Consider the following 20,589-nt stretch of genomic DNA (forward strand, 5'->3'; position numbering starts at 1 on the left):
GTAGCTGTTAGTATATCTCCTCCGGCTCTAGATTGATATAGGCGTCGTCACCGCTGTAGACGGATAGATCGTTCCAGAAGTCGCTGGTTTTGTACTTGTCCCGTTTTACTGATTCGGCTGAAACAGCACCAGCTATATCCGACAGAAAGCTCCCGAGATACTCTCTATTTCTTTCCCCGTCAGTCGATGTACGCAGCCAGAGATCACTATGCATCGCAACTGAGACGGTCAGTACGTGATCTGCGGTGGCTGATAGGAGGTCCCTCGCTGGTCGATGGGTAACAGTCAGCTCCAGCGGGTCTGGGATAGCCATTCCTTGGCGGCATTCACCATTTTGATACGGTGTGCAATCACTCCGCTTGACGGCATAGTCAGTGCCGTCGAAATGGACCTTGTAGCGGTTCTTATCGAACGGGACTTGCGGAATCCAGCGAACCCCGTGTTGGTCAATTGCAGTGGATTCGACGAACTCCGAGACACCGATCCCAGCGTCGTTTCGCAGTTCGCGTCTCACCTGCTCACCAGTATCGGTGTCCGGTCTGAGCTCTCTGTCTTGGTCGAATTTGGTGATGACATAACTGATCTCAATGGGGACAAGAAACTCGCCAAACGCACTGTACAACCGGTCGCAAAACTCGCACATCTCTTCGGCCTGTTCGGCACATGTCGCTGCCGACGACGGGACGAGAAATTCCCATGTTAAACCTGCTGCTATCGACACTCGAACTTCGGGCCGATTGATCTGTGTCATGGTTCTACAGTGACGGTATCACCGTTTTCAGCGACCAAACGGATCTCATCTACCTGCGCATCTACCCGGTCGTCGAGAACATTCTCCGCGGCTGTCTGTGCCGATGACAACTCATCAGACGGTGCTCTCGTCCGGATCTCTAGCACTTGTGCGTTCTCGGAGACATCTAACTCTGGATCATCAAGCGCATTGTTGTGTTTCTTGTTCATTTCAGATATTTGTGTATTGATATAGTTGTAATCGACGTCGTTATCGGCTCGCGTTTTCACTTCGACGTATTCGGTCGTTCCCCCTTCTTCAACGGACATATCGTAGGCATCGGTCTGTCCTGGCTCCATCTCAACTTCGGCACCGTCGTCCGCGTACCGAATCGCGCTCGCGGCTTCACCGCTTTCTCCTGCCACTGCATCGGTACGCGGGGTAGTCTCATCAAGTATTTCATGCACGTCATCTATGTTATCCCGGGTGGCAGCGCTGTCGACACGCTCGGCGTACCGGCCTGCTTCTGCCGCATCGACATCCTCCGCGTTCGCAATTGCCGAACGCCACTCATCGAAATCGTCGAACCCATCGATACGATCGTTTCGGCCGAGGTCGAAGAAGATTTCCTGTGCGTCGGAATCGATATTGCGGGTGAGTCGAACTCCATCTTCGCCGGAGTCAGCTAACAGCCGTTTGACTGCCTCTCTCCGGGTTGCATCGTCGACATCGGATACCTGTTCAAATATTTCACCCGCACTGATATCTTCGTTTTCGGCCGCTACATCGGCGATGCGACTGTAGTATCTCGTCTCTTCGGCGTCAGTGAGGTCGTCACCACAGCCGGCTAGGCTCGAACCGCCAATTGTCTTGATAGAGTAGAAGCGGTCGCTGCGCGGTCGCGGCGCAGCGCCGATGGACGGTGACCGACGGCAGGCTGAGCTGAAGAACTCTCTTGCCTGGTCGGTATCGAGATCCGAAGCGAACTTGATACCGTTATCGCCGGACGCCTCGACGAACCGGTCGAATTCGCTTCTCTCGTTTGCATCCAGTTCGTCGTACCTCCGCAGCGCCTCGCTGAGGTCCTGTTTCGAAACGTCGGGATCTTCGCGAGACGCTCGAACCAGTGCCCGCTGTGTCCCTGGCGTTTCGTCCATTGCGATGAACGTTTCTAGAGCGCGCTGGTCACCCGAGTTGTGCAGTTGGAGCATCAGTTGACGACCATCATCGCCAGTCCGGCGCATAGTGCGGCTGACTCGTTCGGTTCGGGATGGGCCTGTAGCACGCTCTGGGAGCGATTCGATGAGTCGTGTCCACCGTGGTGAGTTCAGCCGCTGTGCGTGGCGCACACGCTCGGGTATCGTCACCCGCCCGAGTGCGCGCCGGGTTCCTGCTGGCTTGATATCAGTGCCTTTCGAAATGGTTGAGGCCATCCTGACCGACCGATGGAAGGTCCAGCCTCTCGCTGCCGTTCCAGCATCACCAACTGTGTCAGTTACCTTCCGCAATTTTGCGGCTTTCGAGACCGTTGAGCCACCACCGGTTGCAAGGCCGATACTGAGCTCAGAGCCAGCGACGCCACTGCCGTATCCCACTAACCAGTTCTGACCATAGAGCTTGTAATTCTCTGTCTCAGTCCTCCGGTCGAAGGGGTTCTGCCGGTCTTGAAGATTTCTGGCTGCAGAGGGGAGGGTTTCGGGCGCTCTCAAAGCCGCATCAGGGAGTCGATCGATATTTCCGAGCCAGGTAACAGCCGTCCACGGATGTGAGAGGAAGTATGACAGATCAAGCGCTGATTGTCGAACACCCCATACTCCCCCGCTACGGTATGCGATCTCTTCGATCACGCGGTCTTCCGTCCGCTCGCCAGTAGCCGGATGGTCAGCAGCAGTCTTGGCTAACTCGGGAATTGCTCCGGGAGAAGTGTAGTCACTGGATCGACTGTTCCTGTTGCTATCAACTGCTGTAACAGCTACTGGAAAGGATTCAAAGAACTGACTAAACTCTTGAAAGGCAAACACTCCAGCTTTGTCGATAGGTGTTCGGACGGTGAATTCGACTCGCCTGTACGATGTTGTTGTCTCGTTGTCGAATCGGATTGTCTCCCCATCACCCTGACACGCTGACTCCATGAGAGAGCCCAAGTTCGAGCCTGCTCGACGAGCAAGATACTGACAATCTGGCTTCACTACCAATTTGGAGACACCGCTCGGATCATGCGCACGTAAACGGACGGTATACCGGTATTTTGCAACCAGAATAGCCCCAGAAGAAGTCGAATCAGTAGTCTTGATGTTTTCAGGGCGTACCGTTTTTGTAGTGCCCTGTTGCCTCACAATCACTTTTGTTGTATTTTTTATACGCTTTGTTCGAATGCTTTCGATGGTTACCGTTGGAGCGCGGTGGTCGAACAGGACTGGAGCCGTTCCACTTGTGAACTCCGTCTGGTCAGAGATGCCGTCGCCATCAGTATCAGCACGACTGGGGTCTGTCCCCCGGAGGTGCTCAACGTTGTCCGCAAGTCCATCATGATCGGTGTCAGGCTGTAACGGGTCGGATGTAGCCGTTATGTTCGTGAGATACGACCCATTCGGTGAGGGGCCATGACCAGTTTCATTGAGCGTTGAAACGTCGATATCTGTTTGTTCTGCAATTGTTATTGCGAGTGCTTTTGAAGAACTACTATCTGGACCACGACTAATTTGAGGTTGATACGATTCAGTCTCGCCGCGGTACAACGAACGGAGATATGACCTCAGCAATCGTTTCGAGGGATCGGGACGAGAAACGTTCAAATATCCCTTTGAGGCGTTTGCACTCTGTGTCCGCTGAACTTCCCAGCCTGCGACTTCCTCCGCGTCGGTCAGGTTGTCGCCGTCAGTGTCGACCTGCCTTGGATTGGCGAGATGGTTGTAATAGGAGGCGGTCCTGCCACGATAACTGACTTCCGTGTACTGGCCGATTTCTCTGCTGTCGGAGAGGCCGTCACCGTCGGTGTCAGCGCTCTTCGGATCTGTCGTGACGCGATCCCCATTGGGTCCACCCAGTATGACCCCTTCGCGTTCCATCTCGTCACTCAGGCCGTCACCGTCGGTATCGTTGATCTCGGTCGTGGTATTTGCGACACGCGAGAACACTGTCGGCAGTCCCGCTGCGTCATCGACGAAGTTGACCTCCCCGCCGGTTGCGGTGGCGATGGCTGAGAGTTGGTCGCGCGTCGCCCCACCGAATCCGATCGGATAGATGGTAATATTCTGTTCGGCCGCTTGCTCGGCTTCGGCCACCCCATCGGAATATTTCGATTTCCCGTCCGTCAGGAAGATTATAATCTTGGTGCGGTTCGGACTACTCTGTTCGGCGAAGTGGTCGTTTGCTGCGCTAATCGATGCGAAGTCCGTCCCGCCGTTGCCACCCTCGTATTCCACATCCCGTATCGAGCGGTTGACCGCTGTGTGGTTGCTCGTCAGCGGCTGTTTGACACGCCCAAAGTTATCAAATTCAATGACCGCCGCACGGTCGGTCTCCAGTAGACTGCCCGTGAATCGCTGTGCAGCATCCTTCGCTAGTCGGTCAGGGTCTTCGCCTTTCATCGACCCCGAGGCGTCCAGCAGCATGACGACATCGACGGGCTTGACACCATCGTCGTCGGTCTGTCGCACTGGCTCAGTTGCGTTGTACGTCGTCGCCCAGTTGGAGATGTCAAAGACCGCAAACGTGGAGAAGTGAGTCGTTTCCGCAGTGGCCGTGTTGTTAGTGGCGTCAACAGTGGAGTTCAACGGCACGAAAATCCCCGCCTCGGGATCGTATGTGAACACGGCGAGGTCCTGACTCTCATTTTCCACCCCAGTCTCGTTGTACGCCAGGGTAACGTTAGCCGAGGAGAATTCTTGCTCGGAGTTGAGTTTAACAACTGGCGAGGCACTCATATTCCCTACGCGGGACGTGTTGAACCGTGGGTCATCTTGCGGGGCGATGGTCGTCCCATTGCCGATATCACCGTTGCCAGTCAGGCTCAGTGTAACTCCGAGCGTCTCGTTGGCCGCCGTCGTGGTATAGCTCTCTTCACCATCACTGACGCCGTTGTCGTTGCTATCGGCGACGAGTGGGTCTGTTCCGAGGCGAACTTCCGCGCCGTCTGGAAGGCCGTCACTATCTGTATCCGCTTTGAGCGGGTCGGTTCCAAGCTGGTGGACCTCTGTCCCGTCCAGCAGGCCATCACCGTCCGTATCTGGATCGTTGCTGAGAGTACCTGCGACGGTCTCGTTGTAGATGCTCAGTGAGTCGTTATCTGGATCGGCAGCGCTGTCCTGCACGCCGTCGTCATCCGTATCGGGGTCGGTCGGATCAACGCTCTGGAGCCGTGATTCGACTCCGTCAGGGAGCCTGTCACCGTCTGTATCGTTGCTTCGGGGGTCAGTACCGAGTCGGTATTCGCGATACGCTGGCAGCGTATCATTGTCCCAGTCTTCTGCGCCGTCAATCACAGCATCCCCGTCAGAGTCTGCTACCCTGGGGTCGGTCTTCGTAACGTTTCGCTCGTAGGCATCCGGAAGTCCATCGCCATCAGTGTCATTGGAGGGCGTCGAGCGCGTGGCGACGAAGAGCCACTGGATGTCCCCGACGTCGGTTCGGTTGTCTCCCGTGTAATCATACGCGCTCCAGTTGGCACCGGCTGCTGTGGATCCCAAGTGACGAGACAGGGCGTCAACGTCGACAATGTTGACAGCGCCATCGCCGTTGACGTCTTCGTAGAGTCCGTCGCCATCTGGATCAGTGGGCTGGTTATCGCCAACGAGCGGGTACGGGTGAGAGTCGTTTTCCCGGGGCGCTAACTGCTCAATAGCACTCGCATTCGGCTCGGTTGAGCCATTCCAGCTGGTCGAAAGTGGTCCGGTCGCCTGGTTCCCGGCCGTAGAGGTGGGTGTTTGTGTCGATTGTGTCCGTGTCGGCTCATTTCCAGCCGTGGTGACGGCCTGGTTTCCGGCACTTGTACCAGGGATGTCATTGCCAGCCGTCTGCAGCGGGCCGGCCCCGGTACCGGTCATCATTCCCGAGACCGGACCGACAGTCACTAATAGTAATACTCCAAATAACGCTTGTAATTTTGTCGTTGAACTTGCCATATAAACCCCCACCAGAGGTAGTATTGTGATTTTGAATCAGTAACCAGAATACTTAATCCTACTTATTGAGACAGTATATTTAATGAGGAAGCTTGCGACAGTATTCGGCCTTTGTATAGCAGTATCCCTCTGGGCGGGGATCGCGATGGGGGCGGGAACGACCAGTGTCGTGGTCCAGCCTTCGACTGACACTGTTACGGTTGGAAACACAACCACTGTTGATATCGTAGTCACGTCGACCACAGACGGGGTTGGTTCACTGGATCTCGATATTGCAAGCACCAACGATTCGGTTGCAACAGTCTCGAACACGTCTGTTGCTGGAAATCCAGAAACAGTCCAGTCTGCCGAGGAGGCAAACGGCGTCCGTATCGCGGCGACTGGAATGGATACCGCCGACAGTGGCTCGATATCTGTTGCCTCTGTCACGCTCACCGGCGAGGCTGCCGGGACGAGCGATGTGGATCTGACCGTTGCAGCCGTCGGTGACGAATCCGGGACCGCATACAATGTCACCAGCGTCCGCGATGGAACACTGACAGTCGAGTCCGGAGAAAACGCAACGGAGACGCCAACACCGACTCCGACTGCAACAGAAACTCCTACCGAGGAAGACTCGTCGAGTTCCGGCGGTAGTAATGATGACGGTGATAATGATGGCGGAGATGACGATGATGGTAGCGACTCCAGCGGCAGTGACTCTGGTGACACAGCAACAGCGACGGCCACACCGACAGTAACGGAACCGACGCCCAGTGACACCCCAACAACAACGGCCACGGAAACTGAACACTCGACCGAGACAGACACCAAGCAATCAACCTCAACCCAGACCAGCAGTGGTGGGCCAGCAATCACCCCGTCTCAGACCGGGACCACAGACACTGTCGAGCCGTCTGGCGGCTCACCCACGAATCTGCTTATCGGCGGGAGCATGATCGTCGCTGTTCTCGGTGGGATCATCATTTACCGTCGGTTGTAGAAGCGAGTCCAAGACACACGACACGTTCTCACCTCGCTGACCGGCTCAATTGGGGGTCGTCTGTCGCTTCCATGTGAAGAGGTACTGGCAACTTACTCACCGGAGATGATATCGTTCGCTTCGTCGCGTGTCCGCTTCGCGGCCTCCTGTGCGTAGCCTTCGTGGGTTGTCTCGATGGATTTGTGCCGGAGTACGTCCTGTGCCAGCTGTGGGTTCTCGCGATAGATTTCTCGCCCGAGGCCACGACGGGCGCCGTGTGGCTTTAGTGGTTCCTCGAACTCATAGTCGGCCCACTCACAGAGATCGGCGAGGATATTTCGAGCCGACTGTGTGGTGATCGACGGTGTCGGATCCAATGCCTTTGCCGCGTTGTCGAGTCTGGGGAACACAGCTTCATTCTCGTCGGGCTCTCGAAGTTGCTTCCAGCGCCGGAGCGGGCGAAGCGCATCGTCGAGGATCGGCGCGGACTCTCGGGTTCGGTTCTTGCCGAACACCTGCATTGTACCGGCTTCGAGGTTGACGTGTCGCCACCGCAGACCATTCCGTTCTTCATCATCAGAGACAGCAACCAGTTCCGCGCTGCGGGCTCCTGAGTACGCGAGCAAGAAGACGAGTGCTTGGTCGCGGTAGGCCGCCGTGCGGTCGATATCGTCGCTCTCGCCGGCCTTGTCGACGCGAGCCGTCGCGGTAGCGCAGATAGCGTCGCGGTCCCGGGCGGTCCAGTACTGCTGGTCTGTTTCGGTCTCATCGGTCGGGAGCGGACCTTCGGCGTGGTTGGTCTTGGCCGGGTTCGTCGGGATCAAGCCCTCATAGACACCCCACGTGAGAAACGAGCGGACATACGCGAAGTACCGACGAGCAGTCTCCGGTGAAATATCGTCTCGGTCATCAGCTCGAGCAAGGTCACGAGCGTATTGCCGACAGAGGTCGTCGTCGATGTCCTCGGGACTGGAGATATTGTGCTGGTCCCGGGACCAAGCTGCGAACTTCCGTAGCACGCTGGCGACGTTTGTTCGGTAGCGCCCGGAGTCGATATCGACCAGTCGTTTCTCGATGGCTGCTTCGAGGGCATCATCCCCGGGAGTAGCGTCGTATGCAGGCGGAAGCCGATCCATGCTTCCCGTACAGCGGCGGCCCGCCTAAAACTGGTGGTGCTTACTACACTAATACAAACCTATCTACAAAACCAGAATATCGGCGTTTCAGTCACTCTATGCGTGAATATTCGGGCTTTCTGTGCCTGATAAAGTCTATATAGCTATATCAATCTATCTTAAGGGGTAGTTGAGACTACAGGGGGTTTAGCGGGACTGTAATGCGTGGTTTCGACTGTTTCAGTGATCGGGAACTGCCTCAAATTACTCTTCAGATGGCTATTCTTGGTACATTGCCAATCAAATGGGCAAATTTTCGAGACTTCCAGCAGTGTAGCCACTCAAACACCGCGCTAACCCGAATCAAGCACCCTGCTACCCGATTCCTGTCTCCTTCTTCAGCAACGTCAGCGTGTTGTCGGCTGTCACAATTGGCGAGTGTTCGTACTCACCAGTCAACTCGACCTGCACGAGCAGATCCACTGCTCGCCAAATCGAGTACAGCAGGCACGCAAACGCGAAATAAAAGAATCTAAGCCCGAAATCTTTTGACGTGGTGGCAGCCATGAACCGCTTGATCGACCTATAGCCGCTCTCAATCTCCCAGCGATACCCATACTCGGTGAGAAAGGCACTGCTGGTATTCGTCATGAATACCGAGTATTGTCGATAGTCCCCGTGCTCAGAGTCTTCTTTCCGGCGGTAGATCAGTGTCGTCTCGTGCCACTCGTTCTTCCCTAGATGGAGTTTCCTATCCGTCTCGTATCGGTCTTGACCCCGCTGGAGCAATCGCTTGGCTTGGGCTCTCTCACTCGTCTGCATCCGTTTCGGGACGACATACGAAAGCCCTCGTTGGCTGAGCATCTCCAGAATGTGCTGGCTGTCGAACTCACGATCCATCAGTACGTTATCGACGTGAACGGCGTCTTGGGCTGAATCCAGCAGATCCTCCACTATCTCTTTCCGTGATTCACCTCTTCGTACAGGACGGGCATCGAGGACAATCGGAACCGCATTGCCGACCAACTGGACCGTCGCCCACTGATAGGCGTACTCATCGGTCTTCTCCTTTGTCCCAATAATCTCATCTTCGTGTCCGGTTCTGTCGCCTGTGAACGGGTCTGCTTCAGTAATATCGATAGCGATGATTCCTGCTCGGAAGAACTCCTCCGTCTCCGCTGCTTCCTCCAACAGTCGAGTCACAGCCTGCCGGTACATCTCCCGAATCTGCTCAATAGAGAGGTCACGAATCTGATCGCGATGGGCGTGGCCCAATGGCGTCCGATCCCGATTCGATTCATAGACGAAACTGCGGGCTCCTTCATTGGCAGCTAACCGCTCACGAAGTCCGAGATATGTTTGTAAGTCCCAGTAGGCGTTCTCGTGGATCTCACAGCCATTGTCACGATTCAGTGAGAATGCCGGGAAAACGACGTGACTGATGTGGTTCGTAATTGATGCCGCTTCGTCGAGGACGGCTTGATCGTCTGAGACTGGTTCTTCTTCGTCATCTTGCGGTGGAAAGCTACGTTCTGGCTCGCGCGGAACAGCAACGCCTGCGTTCTGAGCCTTGATTAGAATCGTCCGCGCAGCTGCCTCAATTGTCTCGCGAAGCTCTGTAGTGAATCGATCGTGCCAGCTTCGCCATAGCGTCGACTGGTCTGGGATCGTCTCTATGCCTAGTTGCTCACGGGGCTCAGGATGGTGGGTGAGGTACGTGAGGAGTGCCGTTTCGTGGGTCCAGCCGTGAAGTTCTTTGAGTAGAAATAATCGGAACAGTTGAGCCATCTCGTACTGGGTGGCTCCAGAATACCGGTCGTGTGGCCCAAACTCGACATATGCTACTGGGTAGTGAGACACGAACTCATCGACGGAGTGGTGGTCCTCATGGTCGAACCATGTGGACGCAACGGTCCAGATGTCTTCTTTCAGGCCGGCGAGAGAACTCCGGTCGTAGAGTGAAGTCGAATCATATGCTGGCCACTCAGCGTATGACTGCTGTGCGATTCGTTGAAAGACAGTGCGTCGTGAATCACAGCTCGCAACCAATACGAGATGCTGGCCACGGCAGGCTCAAGAATCCGTTTACTGCTCAGTACAGGGAAGGTACGTAAACTCACTTTTTTGAAGTCCACAAGACAGATATTGCCTTGACCGGAAGTTCAGTTATGCCCCGTGACACCCTCGTTTCGTGGAAAACATTTGGTCTATTCCTCCTCTTCCCGCCTCTTGCCATCATCGCTATTGTATTGTTCCCTCTGACGCTACTCGTCCTATTCTGGCTCTATAACAGGGGAAAGACCCAAGCAGTACGTGAGAGAACCACCTCCGAGCCGGGGTCATCTGTTGATAACTAAGCACCTTACTGAGCAGTTGTTTCACCTGCAAGATAGGGGGCGAAAGCTGTATATCAAATCTGTCTCCAGAAATCCCGAGTAGTGGTGACGGTGCAATCAACAGCCATACTATTTTGATTTGGTCCCGTAAATACCAATAGTGGCCAGCATATCTGTAGAAATACCACTGATGGAGCGAGATGACTTCGACGAGACGGCCCCTGGCGAAATCATTCCCACGACAACGCCGAAAGGGACGTATTCGGCGTTCCGGCCTGACCCGCTTCCCCCCTCAACTGACACTGAACAGCTCATTACACCGCTGGCCGAGGCGACACAGGCACTTGGACGACTCCACGGTATCGGCCCACGTGTTGGCTCAAGAGAGATCCTGATCGAACCGTTCATTCGAAAAGAAGCCCTGGAATCCTCGCAAATCGAAGGAACACATGCTACCCTCTCGGATATCTACGCCTATGAGGCCGGACAGGAAGCTCTTATCGACGAAGACAGACAGCAGGGCACCCAGGAAGTCGTGAACTATCTACACGCCCTGACGCACGGATTGGATGCGATCACAGCTGGCGATCCAATTACCGTCGAATTGCTGTGCGAAATGCACAACCGGTTGCTTTCGGATGTCCGTGGGGATGAGGCTGACCCAGGTGAACTTCGTACAACCCAGAACTTCATCGGCAGTACGCCATACATCCAAGACGCCAGGTACGTGCCGCCACCACCGAACGAAATCCCTGACCTTCTCGAAGACTTGCTCGAGTATGCGAACCAAGAGACGAATTTACATCCACTCCTCCGAATCGGATTGATTCACTACCAATTCGAGACGATTCATCCGTTTCTCGATGGGAACGGACGACTCGGGCGGCTATTGATCAGTCTCCTCCTACAACGTGACGGTCTTTTGCCCGAGCCGTATCTCTACCTGAGTTCGTATTTCAATGCACGACGTTCGGACTACGTCGATCACCTACTGGCAGTCAGTCAGCGGGGTGAGTGGGAAGAATGGTTGCTGTTCTTTCTACGTGGTGTGCAGTCACAGGCAGATGAAGCTCACCAGCGAGCGAACCTACTGGTCGACCTCCGAGAGGACTATCAACAGCGCTACCAGAGCGAGCGGTCTGAGAATATCCTCGAACTGGTCATGCGACTCTTCGAAGATCCGTACTTGGACGTGAACACAGCAGCCGACTGGTTGGATGTCGAATACAGCACAGCCAACCGACTGATTGGACAACTCGAAGATGACGGGATACTCGAAGAACTCACTGGAAAAGAGCGTAATCGGTTCTACCGTGCAAGCGAAGTCTTCGAGATTATTAACAAGCCAATCGACCAGCTCTAGATCATAGCCTAACAAGAGACGAGCCATATGCATTGAGATGGCCAATCTCAACTACTGGGGAGAGGGGGAAGTCACGTTTTCGGGATCTCAAGTTCTAGGCACTGTCTAGTTTTGGATGACCTCAGTTGGCGTTCGTCCGTCAAGTGCTTGGTTGGGTCGTTCGTGGTTGTAGTGGTGTCTGAAGCGTCGTAGCCACTGTTTCGCGCTGGATTGACTGCCCCTCCAGAAGAAATGAAAGCGGTCGATTCGCATGGTCACAGTCTGGAACCACTTTTCGATGTGGTTCCGGCTTCGGTAGTTGAGCCGACCGCTCAAATCGTGGCGTGAGAGGGCAGTCAGATAGCCGCCAGCATCGGCGAGAAACTCTGTATCGGCGACATCGTGTTTCTGAGTGAGTCGGTGCAGGAACGCCGCCGCGGGGTCGGTCCCGCGGCGGCTGAACACGTCGACCTCTAGCAACAGCTTCGAATCAACGTCGACGGCGGCGTACAGCCACTTCTTTTCGCCGTCAACCTCGATTTGTTTCTCGTCGACCGCGACCCGCGACGGCTCCGCCGTCGGCGGGTCGCTCTGTGCTTCCGATAGCGTGTGAACCCAGTTCCAGACCGCTCCGTGAGAGCGATCGACACCCAGCAAGTCTAAAATTGCGACTGTCTCCCTGATCGACAGCCCCGCCGTGTGGAGACGCACCCCAAACCGCCGGACTGGTGTCGGGGTGCGCTCGTTCTCCCAAACGTCTTGACTGTCCTCGTCTAACGTTTCTCTGAGGAGGTCTGCGAGCTTCATGGACAAAAACTCACTAAGACCTCCTCGCTTCTCAAACTCGCTCAACTAGACAGTGCCTTTACGTGTACCATATGTGTATTTGTGACAATTAATTCTTTCCGAGAGTAGTTAACGCAAATAGATAGTCTGGTAGCTCATTCTATTGACTTAAGAGTCTAACAGACGCAAATCCGCTACTCCTCGGTGGCAGCCTCCCAGCCCTTATGAAAGTACACCAGCGCCATGTCGGAGTCAAAACACTGCCCGGATGGAACGTGCTGAAAGACGTTTTGTTCAGGAATTGGCTCAACCACACCCTCATTGAGTAGACTGGTGACCACCTCACAGCCTCGTGGCTCGTCGATCTCGACAGTATCGGGACGCTGCCGGTCGCGGTCCTGTGCGATCTGTTCGCGCTCGAAGCGCTCGTAGTCTGGAACTGTTTCAGTCGGGTCCATGAAGGAAATCCCTCACCCGACCGGGGAGACACAAAAGTAGCGTTAACCAACAGTCGGGAAGTATTGCGGTCGCTATTGGTTAAGACACCAGCGTGTCATAGAAACGTTCGCAAGACCGAGAGAAACTTCCTCGTCAAGCCGGTTGACGAGGAAGTTAAGGAGTTGGTACTCGTGAATTTCACTGTCTGCTTGCTGCTGTTTGCTAGGCACATTCGCAGCAAGCAGACGTCTCAACTAACCGGCTTTGTGAGGTCCTAAATCTACATAGAGCGTCCGACTCCGGCGTGTCAACAATAGATTTAGATAATGCCCGGAGAAACCAGGATTTGATGGCTATCTCGCTGGTAACGTGGCTCCGTCTGTTCGGTGGTGTCGCCCTCCTTCTGGGAAACAGCTTTTTCGTCACGACCGAGTTCGCGATGACCCGCGTCAGGCAGTTCGAGGAGGCGGAGTTTCTCGGTAATGGACGTGGACTTGAACGCGCCTGGAACATGACCAAGCGGTTGGAGATATTTCTCACAGGCTGTCAGGTGGGGATCACCATCTGCAGTGTCGGCCTGGGAGTGGTCGCTGAACCGGCCGTCACAGCAGTCCTGGGACCGCTACTGGGTGCAGTTGGCGTCACCGGCGGCGGACACACGACACTGTCTGTCCTCCTCGCGTTGGTCGTTGTCAATCTCATGCACGTTATTGTCGGCGAGCAGGCACCCACGTATCTGGGGATCGAGCGTGCCAAGTTCGTCGCCAGGTACGGTTCGGGCCCGCTGTACGCCTGGACAAAGCTCATGTATCCGGTAATCATCTCGGCGGACTGGGTGGCGAAAACGTTGCTGGGCCTCTTCGGCGTTGAGATCTCCCGTTCGTGGACCGAATCGGAGGCCGAAAGCGATCTCGCAACTACTCGGGCCGAACTGCGTAGCGAAATGGGCGAGTCGCTCAGCCGACTCGATATCCCTGAAGAGCGACGGACTGAAGTTATCAACGCTCTCGACATCGGCGCGACGACGGTCAGTGAGATCATGGTTGACCGCAGTGACATCGTCGCGCTCTCGACGACTGACGACTTCGAGACGAACATGGACCGGATCGACGGAATGCCATACGTCCGCTTTCCGTTGATCGAAGGCTCACTGGACTCGTTCGTGGGTGTTGTCTACGCGCCGACGGTGCTGCACAACTACGAAGCGCTGGATTCGGGGACGACCACACTCGAAGAACTGGCAACCTCGCCGCTAACTGTCGCTGCTGAGACGACTATCAGTGACTTCATCGACCGGTGTCAGGCCGAAAGTCAGGAACTCGCCCTCGTGGTTGCAGACGACGATGTCGTGGGTCTCCTCACCGCGACAGACGCCTTCGAGGCAATCACCGGTGAACTCGAAGACCCGATGGATCGCGCGGCCGAGTGACTGTCAGCACAGGCACATCATCGTCAATGTGTACCGAGAGTTCGATGACCTCTCCAGTATCCCGACTCTAGATTATAACGTCGTTATCAGAACCACTCGCGGGCCTTCAGGCGAGCCGTTAGCTGGACGCTCTTGCGGAGTCCGCGGCGGACGACACCGCCCGAATTCGGCACGCCCTCTCCGTCTTCGTACTCCAGTCCCCGGACGACCGTAACGGGGATCTGTTCGTCCGCCTGTCCGAACAGCAACGCCGACCCGGCGGTGAGTTCGTCTGCGACGAGGTCGACACCGCCGACCTTCGGCTCTCCATACAGGTCAGTCTGTCCGAAGTTGTTATCGATCGCCTCGATCCCTGAGCACCCGATCGCCAGATCCATCGAACCCGGGCCGGCAATTTCCGAGTCGGCCAAGACGACAGCCACATCTGCGCCAGTCTGTGCCTCGATTCCCTCGCGGAGGCGACGGGCACTCTCGTCTGGATCTTCAGGTAGTAACGTCATCATCCCGTCCGGACTGTTTGACCAATCGACACCCGCGTTCGTACAGAGTCGACCGTTCCGCTCGGTCACGAGCATCGCTGGGACCTCAGCAAGTGCCTCCTGTGCCGCTTCGGGGTCTACGGCATGTTCCAACAGCACGTCTTCGCCGACCTCTGCAATCGGGATCGCACCGATGACCTCGCTTTCGTCGTAGATGACGGCCACTTCTCGCGGATCGATGCCGGTGATGTCTGCCACCTGGTGGTCGCGGTCAGTGACTTCGACCTCGTCGGCTTCAACGAGTCGGTTCTCGGCGAACGAGACGACCTTCGCGGTGACGACGACGATGTCACCGTCTGTCAGGGGATACTCTGCAGCCGCTGTCTCGACGATCCGGTCGACGAGGTCGTCGTTCGGTTCGACTTGCCCGATATTAAGTCCGTGGAACGTTAGTTCCGTCATCAGTTGAAGATCGGAAACAGCACACTTCAACGCTGAGACGATTGCACATCGCTGGGAATAGACGAGACGTTCTTCGAAACGTGTCCCACTCAGTGTACCGGCGGTATCGGGCAGTCGACGGAACGTAATCACGTCGCACCCACACGGCAGGCGGCTTTATTGGTGCAGGCTGTGTATCGATTCCTGTATGCCCGAAGAAGTCCTGTTCAAGTCAGAAAGTGATCAGAGCCGAGAAGAGATCGCATCGTACCTCCGGAAAGTCGCGGATAATCTCGACAGCGGAAACGCTATCAACCTGAAAGCAGGCTCCGAGTCCGTAACGCTGGATCCCCCTGCCCGACCGACCTTCGAGGTCAAAGCCGAACGTGAAGGGCCGGCAGACAATATGACGGAGCTAAGTGTCGAGTTCGAACTCGAATGGGACGAAAATGATGGCGAGGAGGGCGGCGGAAGTGGTCAGTTAGAAATCGAGTAATCACGCCAACACACGCTGGGAAGTCGATTCAGCGGAACCTATCTAAAACAAATGAAGTCGCTGTGCTGTCCGGTCTCTTTAACTCTTCCTCCTGTTTCTGTCTGGGGGACTGCGTTTACGATACAATCTCTTGGATGTAGAGGTGGGCGTACGCGCTCGCCCACACGATTGAAAGTAGGTCTCCAACGCTTGTAGAGAACACACGCAAAACAGGCGTCACCGAAGCGACGCCCGTCCCTATCTCGGGTAGATAGAGGTTGCTTACACTCCCGATAGCGATCACTGCGATGAGCACGAACTTCCGACGGTAGTTCGTCGTAATCTGCCAGCTAATCCGAAGTGATTTGAGAGGGCCATATTGGCCGATAACGCAGGCCTCCGGTGCGAACCAGAACTTGAACAGCAAGCCGAGAAACGGCACGGCAAAAACGAGCGCACCCACCGCCGCAACCACGGGAAAGCCAACTAGATCTGCGGGATTTCCCGGAATAGCGCCAGCAAGGAGGAGTAGTGGCAGAAACAGAAAGAACGGAACCGTCATTACAGAAAAAACGATAAGCAGTGTTACGCCAATCAACGCCGGTGTCCGGGTGATACTCCGATGGACTCCTTCGCGTATCGTTACAGAGTTATCAGTCAGTTCTCCGGCGACAATTGTTCCCACATAAGCTCGAATCAAGATTATGAACACAAACGCCGTGAGAGCATCGAATACGCCGATTACAGGCATCGGGAGCCCGTTGATGATGTCCGTCTCGAGAAGTCGGTTGGCCAAGATAGTCACACCCGCGAAGGCGATGATCGAGGGGTAGGAGCGAAACAGGCGAACGGACCAGACCAATGCATCAAGGACGGTCCGATTGGTGGTCGTCGTCTCGATGTTTCGGCATTCGAGACAACCACAGCCATCGATATCTTCCCGTGACTTGATCGTTGGTGCCACGTCACACTCGCTTGTGTCGTCACTGGTAGAAGCGCTTCGGACTGGGGGGTCGGTGTGTTCGCTCATTCGGCAGTGATGAACTGTGAGACGGATTCGCCGATAGCGAGTAAAACCGAGGGGGGACCAAGCAGCGAAGCGAACGATTTGAACGCACGTTTGAGACTCGGGCGGTCGTCCTCAGTGCCGAGAAAGAGGAGTGTCGGGTCCTCTGATACGACGTATACACTCATCTCACGGCCTTTCTCCGAATAGCAGGTGTCAGTCACTTCGATTACGCCAGCCGATTCGAGATTCTCCAAATGATAGTGAACGTTCTGCAGGCTCTGGCCGAGTTGCTCAGCGATCCGTGCCGGTGTCGCTGGCGTTTCGTTGAGCAGTTGGAAAATCTCGTACGCAGTCTCGGAGGACAACGCTTCGATTACCTCCCGTGTCGTGTCGTCATCGAGACTCAAGATAGCGGGGTTATCACTTCGTTCGACGGCGGCGTCAGTTTGTGTTGGAAGAAGTCGTGCCATGTGTGTGAGTAGCTGCTGTGGCTGGAGCACGGGATCTGACCCGGCTGGTTGCTGTTCGAAACTATCGGTTGTAATTGTTGGTCGGTGTTTATGTTGATTCCGGGACAGCAGTCAATCGCAAGTAATAGGCCGTGTAGACCGTATAAAAGTACGCGAAGCCGACTGAAGACAAAGCGATCCCAAGAGGGAGCAAGACGGTCATCGGAATCCCTATCTCAATCGGTAATACGTCAGCCGGTCCAGCGTCCGTCAGCGTCAACCGGACGAGATATTCGGGGATGAAGAAGGCGTTCAGCAGGACACTCCACGCCAGCGAGAATCCAACGACGCTTCTGAGATTTGAGCGGACGAGTGCAACACTTTTTCGGAACGCATCAGTAACACTCTCGTTCTCGATGACAATCGCAGTGTCGTAAAACTGCACGAACATAATGACAACGAGGATGGACAGCAGCCAGATGAGTATAGATCCGACGCCGGCGACGAAGGCAGCCATCTCGTTAATTGGGGCGAGTGCCATCGATCCGATACCGAGGATGAACCCGATAAATCCGAGTCCGACAGCGGTCCCGAACACGATAAGTATGAACAACACAGTTGCGAGGAGAAGTGGGAAATAATGTGTTCGCCCTTCAATGAAAAACTGGGTGAACGACGCGTCTACTCCTTCGATTGCGGTCTGTGCGGTGCCGATGAAGCCACCGAGAACGAACGGGAACACAATGAGCCATACGAGAGAGACACCCGCTGACAGTAGTGGTGATTCGATCAGATGATCCACGTACTGGAGTTGACTTACGGCCCCGATGAGGAGCCCGGCAACGAACAGGATCGGGTTTTCTCGGAGGGCAGCGGATCCGTCTTTGAATGCGGAGACTGTCACCATTGTGTTCACGAATTACTGTCGTCGGGTATTAGGTCGAGCGTAGTATCAAAATCAGATTTGAGCATTTTGAACGGTAGTACAGGCGACGAGTACCGATCTCGCCAACGCTCGGTGGGGTAGTCATCGAGCCACCTTCTGGTGGCGGGACGGTGGAGCCTCTGCAGTTGTCGGATGGATAGACTGTAACTCTGAATCACAAGTATTTTTGATACCAAGCACGTACTGAATAGTTGGGTTCTGGTCCCCACTCCACTTCCCCCCTGAATCGTATCCGATTCACCGATCGGCCCGGATCCAGAACCCGTTGTCGTAGATGACGGCTTCCAATGGTGTGTAGCACGCCGCTCCCCCCAGCTGCACATCATCTCCCCAAGCCTTTGCTGCTTGGACCGTCGGAGTCGTGCAAGCGTGTCTCATTGAAGTTTATCGTTGAGTGAGTTGTGTAATCGGAAAATCGACAGACAGCGTGGGGGTGACACAAGCGTTTTCGTGGCCACTCGTATCAGGAGCAAGTGGGTTCCGTGCCCTGTCCAATTCCATTGGACTCACCCATCCCATCGATTGTTTCAGGGTAGAGCCCGTCGTCGAAGTAGACGACTTCGGATGGTGCGTTGCAGACCGCTTCTCCCACCCCTATCCACCATTCTGCTGGTGTACACAGCGGAGCCACGGGGTAGTGTGTACGTCCAAGTGCGTACGCCACTGGAAACATCGGTAGGGTGGTAGAGCTGGCCACTATTGTGAATGGGTTGATGCGTGGTATTTGCTACCGTGGTTCCACAAAGGCTATTTATGTGGCGTCTGTCACAACCGAGTGGGTTCTGGTCCCCGCTTCGAGCTCCCCTGACTGCTGGTCGTCTGACTGGGTTTCCCGGGTCCAGAACCCAGCCGTGCCTCTGACATAGCAAAGTGGTGGGCGCTACGCAAGGTGCCCATTGCAGCCCACCATTTCCCTCCAAACGAACGGGCAAATATCAGTTCCTATCTCTCCTCACAGTCGTCGACGCTAGCCACCATGTGAGACTGCGTCCTTTCGAATCCGAGCTTTTCGTAGAAGGCGATGGCTCGCTCGTTGTCTACGTGCGGATCGAGACTGAACTCCTCACATCCGGCTTCGCGTGCCCAGTCTCTGAGACGGTCGAACAGGTCCTCAGCCAGTCCGGTTCCACGATACGGTTCGCCAACGTAGATGTCACAGATGAACAGTCGGTCGGGGCGGTCGAAGACACTCGGCGCTTCGTCGGCTTCGGCCGCGATATACCCGGCAAACTCACCATCAGCATCGGCGAGTGGGGTCTCGTCGGTGAATCCATCGACGGCGATCCACGTTCGATACTCCTCCGAATCGAGTCGATCGACGCGGAACGGGAGTTCCTCCGCGACGAGGTCGACGTCGTCGGCGAGTGAGAACGTATCGACAGTCCCTTCGAGTTCGCGGTAGTACGGTAGCCAGAGTTCCTCGATAAAGCGCCGGACAGCAGGCTCGTTTGCTGAGAGTTCCACAATCTCCATACCTGTCCGGACCAGTCGCGCCACTTATTTGTTGTTACTCTCGGGGTGACGATGACTTTGAGAGCAAGAAAGCTGATTGGCGGAGCGTATCCAACGGCAGAGCCAATAGAAGGAGCACCTGTCCTGCACCTGCTGATTGATGTTCTGCTCATTTGCTACGTGCTCGCTCCCCGAGTCAGTGAGACAACAGTATGACTCGGTCGAGGACCACGAACGTCACCCCAGATTTGAACTGGCCCATCATTTGAGACTAACTGACAAATCCTTTGATTGCCTTGAAAAACAGTGTCTCGTTGACGCGTCCCTCCTCTATGGACGGTCAATATGGCCTTCTCACGGAGCCGATGTTCTGTACAAGTAGATGGCACAGAGGGCGAGGATGGCCTCAGCTACCTTCGCTGCGACGGCCAGCGGATTCAGGTTCCCCTGCATATAGAACGCGTCAAAGCTGAAACCCTGGAACACAAACAGTGCGAGAATGGTGACAATGGCGTATCCCGCAGCGACAAGGTACAGCTCGGGTCGCCAGTACCGGCTACTGTACAGGAGGACCCCGCCAAGAAATCCAAGCCCATTCAGAATAAACAGCGTCCCCAATGTCTGACTGAATCCCATGACCTGTGGACCGAGCAGTAAGTGGATGCCAGCAGTGGTAAGCGTAGCTACGATTGCGAGGTACCCTACTGGATGCGATGGGAGCGTAAAAAACGAGTCTTGTCGTTGTGTCGTTTGAGCAACCATACTGAGTAATTGTCACTGAAGTGTATTAAATCCATGTGAGTTTTTCGACATTACGGGAGCAGGCAGAACGGATATGATCGGCTGCGTTCCTGGTTCAGCACTGGAGTGAGACGTTATCTGTCCGTTCGACTGTCTCATCGAATGCGGAGACAGGCCAGTACATCAGCACAATCAACTACCAGTACTGTGTCCGACGACCGTATCTTCCTCAGCGGTAATACGTCCCGTTTTCTGCATGGGTCTTCTGGCCCCTCATCAGCAATCTCAACCTGAATCACTGATTCGATCTCGATTTATCAACTCTGGCCGTGACACT

16 protein-coding genes are annotated in these 20,589 nt (G+C 55.3%); 4 read left to right on the forward strand and 12 right to left on the reverse strand.

What is annotated here, in order from left to right:
• Positions 1-7: 7 nt before the first annotated feature.
• Both HAH_RS16330 and HAH_RS16335 read right to left on the reverse strand, forming a co-directional pair.
• Positions 8-751, reverse strand: coding sequence for a hypothetical protein (locus tag HAH_RS16330; RefSeq protein WP_014030805.1), 744 nt, complete (start codon positions 749-751; stop codon positions 8-10).
• Positions 748-5,853: a VWA domain-containing protein gene (locus HAH_RS16335; protein ID WP_079891644.1), complete on the reverse strand. Its 5,106-nt coding sequence runs from the start codon at positions 5,851-5,853 to the stop codon at positions 748-750. The genes HAH_RS16330 and HAH_RS16335 overlap by 4 nt, the downstream gene beginning before the upstream one ends.
• Before the next feature lie 145 nt (positions 5,854-5,998).
• Between HAH_RS16335 and HAH_RS16340 the strand changes: the two genes are divergently transcribed.
• On the forward strand, positions 5,999-6,835 hold the full coding sequence (locus tag HAH_RS16340; RefSeq protein ID WP_014030807.1) for a hypothetical protein: 837 nt from the start codon (positions 5,999-6,001) through the stop codon (positions 6,833-6,835).
• 92 nt (positions 6,836-6,927) lie between these two features.
• On the opposite strand, the gene HAH_RS16345 is transcribed toward HAH_RS16340, so the two are convergent.
• Together HAH_RS16345 and HAH_RS16350 are read right to left on the reverse strand one after the other, a co-directional pair.
• A complete protein-coding gene (locus tag HAH_RS16345) occupies positions 6,928-7,950 on the reverse strand; it encodes a tyrosine-type recombinase/integrase (RefSeq protein WP_014030808.1) in 1,023 nt (340 codons plus the stop codon).
• 354 nt (positions 7,951-8,304) lie between these two features.
• A complete protein-coding gene (locus HAH_RS16350) occupies positions 8,305-9,978 on the reverse strand; it encodes a transposase (RefSeq protein ID WP_014030790.1) in 1,674 nt (557 codons plus the stop codon).
• A gap of 477 nt (positions 9,979-10,455) precedes the next feature.
• On the opposite strand from HAH_RS16350, the gene HAH_RS16360 reads away from it, so the two are divergent.
• Positions 10,456-11,628 carry a Fic family protein gene (locus tag HAH_RS16360; RefSeq protein ID WP_014030789.1) on the forward strand — a complete coding sequence of 391 codons (1,173 nt, stop codon included), beginning with the start codon at positions 10,456-10,458 and terminating at the stop codon, positions 11,626-11,628.
• A 105-nt stretch (positions 11,629-11,733) separates the two neighbouring features.
• Here the strand turns inward: HAH_RS16360 and HAH_RS16365 are convergent, their stop codons facing one another.
• Both HAH_RS16365 and HAH_RS16370 read right to left on the reverse strand, forming a co-directional pair.
• Positions 11,734-12,414 (reverse strand): IS6 family transposase, encoded by a 681-nt coding sequence (locus HAH_RS16365; RefSeq protein WP_014030809.1) that lies wholly within the window; start codon positions 12,412-12,414, stop codon positions 11,734-11,736.
• A gap of 173 nt (positions 12,415-12,587) precedes the next feature.
• Complete coding sequence (locus HAH_RS16370) at positions 12,588-12,851, reverse strand: hypothetical protein (protein WP_014030810.1); 264 nt, start codon at positions 12,849-12,851, stop codon at positions 12,588-12,590.
• A 329-nt stretch (positions 12,852-13,180) separates the two neighbouring features.
• On the opposite strand from HAH_RS16370, the gene HAH_RS16375 reads away from it, so the two are divergent.
• Positions 13,181-14,260: a CNNM domain-containing protein gene (locus HAH_RS16375; protein WP_014030812.1), complete on the forward strand. Its 1,080-nt coding sequence runs from the start codon at positions 13,181-13,183 to the stop codon at positions 14,258-14,260.
• A gap of 86 nt (positions 14,261-14,346) precedes the next feature.
• On the opposite strand, the gene HAH_RS16380 is transcribed toward HAH_RS16375, so the two are convergent.
• A complete protein-coding gene (locus HAH_RS16380; protein WP_023842924.1) occupies positions 14,347-15,201 on the reverse strand; it encodes a coenzyme F420-0:L-glutamate ligase in 855 nt (284 codons plus the stop codon).
• Between the two features lie 187 nt (positions 15,202-15,388).
• Here HAH_RS16380 and HAH_RS16385 point away from each other — a divergent pair, with 187 nt between their 5' ends.
• A complete protein-coding gene (locus HAH_RS16385) occupies positions 15,389-15,676 on the forward strand; it encodes an amphi-Trp domain-containing protein (RefSeq protein ID WP_008308543.1) in 288 nt (95 codons plus the stop codon).
• A gap of 115 nt (positions 15,677-15,791) precedes the next feature.
• Here HAH_RS16385 and HAH_RS16390 read toward each other — a convergent pair whose 3' ends face one another.
• The 5 genes from HAH_RS16390 to HAH_RS16410 form a co-directional block, all read right to left on the reverse strand.
• A complete protein-coding gene (locus HAH_RS16390; protein WP_233425855.1) occupies positions 15,792-16,619 on the reverse strand; it encodes a hypothetical protein in 828 nt (275 codons plus the stop codon).
• Positions 16,620-16,681: 62 nt separating this feature from the next.
• Positions 16,682-17,134 carry an ArsR/SmtB family transcription factor gene (locus HAH_RS16395; protein ID WP_014030815.1) on the reverse strand — a complete coding sequence of 151 codons (453 nt, stop codon included), beginning with the start codon at positions 17,132-17,134 and terminating at the stop codon, positions 16,682-16,684.
• Positions 17,135-17,222: 88 nt separating this feature from the next.
• Positions 17,223-18,020, reverse strand: coding sequence for a DUF7847 domain-containing protein (locus tag HAH_RS16400; protein ID WP_023842926.1), 798 nt, complete (start codon positions 18,018-18,020; stop codon positions 17,223-17,225).
• A 981-nt stretch (positions 18,021-19,001) separates the two neighbouring features.
• On the reverse strand, positions 19,002-19,532 hold the full coding sequence (locus HAH_RS16405; RefSeq protein WP_014030817.1) for a GNAT family N-acetyltransferase: 531 nt from the start codon (positions 19,530-19,532) through the stop codon (positions 19,002-19,004).
• Positions 19,533-19,865: 333 nt separating this feature from the next.
• Entirely contained in the window at positions 19,866-20,273 is a 408-nt protein-coding gene (locus HAH_RS16410; RefSeq protein ID WP_014030818.1) for a DUF7475 family protein, read from the reverse strand.
• Positions 20,274-20,589 lie beyond the last annotated feature (316 nt).

The organism is Haloarcula hispanica ATCC 33960, assembly GCF_000223905.1.
GTDB lineage: Archaea > Halobacteriota > Halobacteria > Halobacteriales > Haloarculaceae > Haloarcula > Haloarcula hispanica.

Coding starts and splice junctions, on each gene's coding strand:
- HAH_RS16330 (WP_014030805.1), bottom strand. CDS start 751: ATGACACAGATCAATCGGCCCGAAGTTCGAGTGTCGATAGCAGCAGGT.
- HAH_RS16335 (WP_079891644.1), bottom strand. CDS start 5,853: ATGGCAAGTTCAACGACAAAATTACAAGCGTTATTTGGAGTATTACTA.
- HAH_RS16340 (WP_014030807.1), top strand. CDS start 5,999: ATGGGGGCGGGAACGACCAGTGTCGTGGTCCAGCCTTCGACTGACACT.
- HAH_RS16345 (WP_014030808.1), bottom strand. CDS start 7,950: ATGGATCGGCTTCCGCCTGCATACGACGCTACTCCCGGGGATGATGCC.
- HAH_RS16360 (WP_014030789.1), top strand. CDS start 10,456: ATGGAGCGAGATGACTTCGACGAGACGGCCCCTGGCGAAATCATTCCC.
- HAH_RS16365 (WP_014030809.1), bottom strand. CDS start 12,414: ATGAAGCTCGCAGACCTCCTCAGAGAAACGTTAGACGAGGACAGTCAA.
- HAH_RS16370 (WP_014030810.1), bottom strand. CDS start 12,851: ATGGACCCGACTGAAACAGTTCCAGACTACGAGCGCTTCGAGCGCGAA.
- HAH_RS16375 (WP_014030812.1), top strand. CDS start 13,181: ATGGCTATCTCGCTGGTAACGTGGCTCCGTCTGTTCGGTGGTGTCGCC.
- HAH_RS16380 (WP_023842924.1), bottom strand. CDS start 15,201: ATGACGGAACTAACGTTCCACGGACTTAATATCGGGCAAGTCGAACCG.
- HAH_RS16385 (WP_008308543.1), top strand. CDS start 15,389: ATGCCCGAAGAAGTCCTGTTCAAGTCAGAAAGTGATCAGAGCCGAGAA.
- HAH_RS16395 (WP_014030815.1), bottom strand. CDS start 17,134: ATGGCACGACTTCTTCCAACACAAACTGACGCCGCCGTCGAACGAAGT.
- HAH_RS16400 (WP_023842926.1), bottom strand. CDS start 18,020: ATGGTGACAGTCTCCGCATTCAAAGACGGATCCGCTGCCCTCCGAGAA.
- HAH_RS16405 (WP_014030817.1), bottom strand. CDS start 19,532: ATGGAGATTGTGGAACTCTCAGCAAACGAGCCTGCTGTCCGGCGCTTT.
- HAH_RS16410 (WP_014030818.1), bottom strand. CDS start 20,273: ATGGTTGCTCAAACGACACAACGACAAGACTCGTTTTTTACGCTCCCA.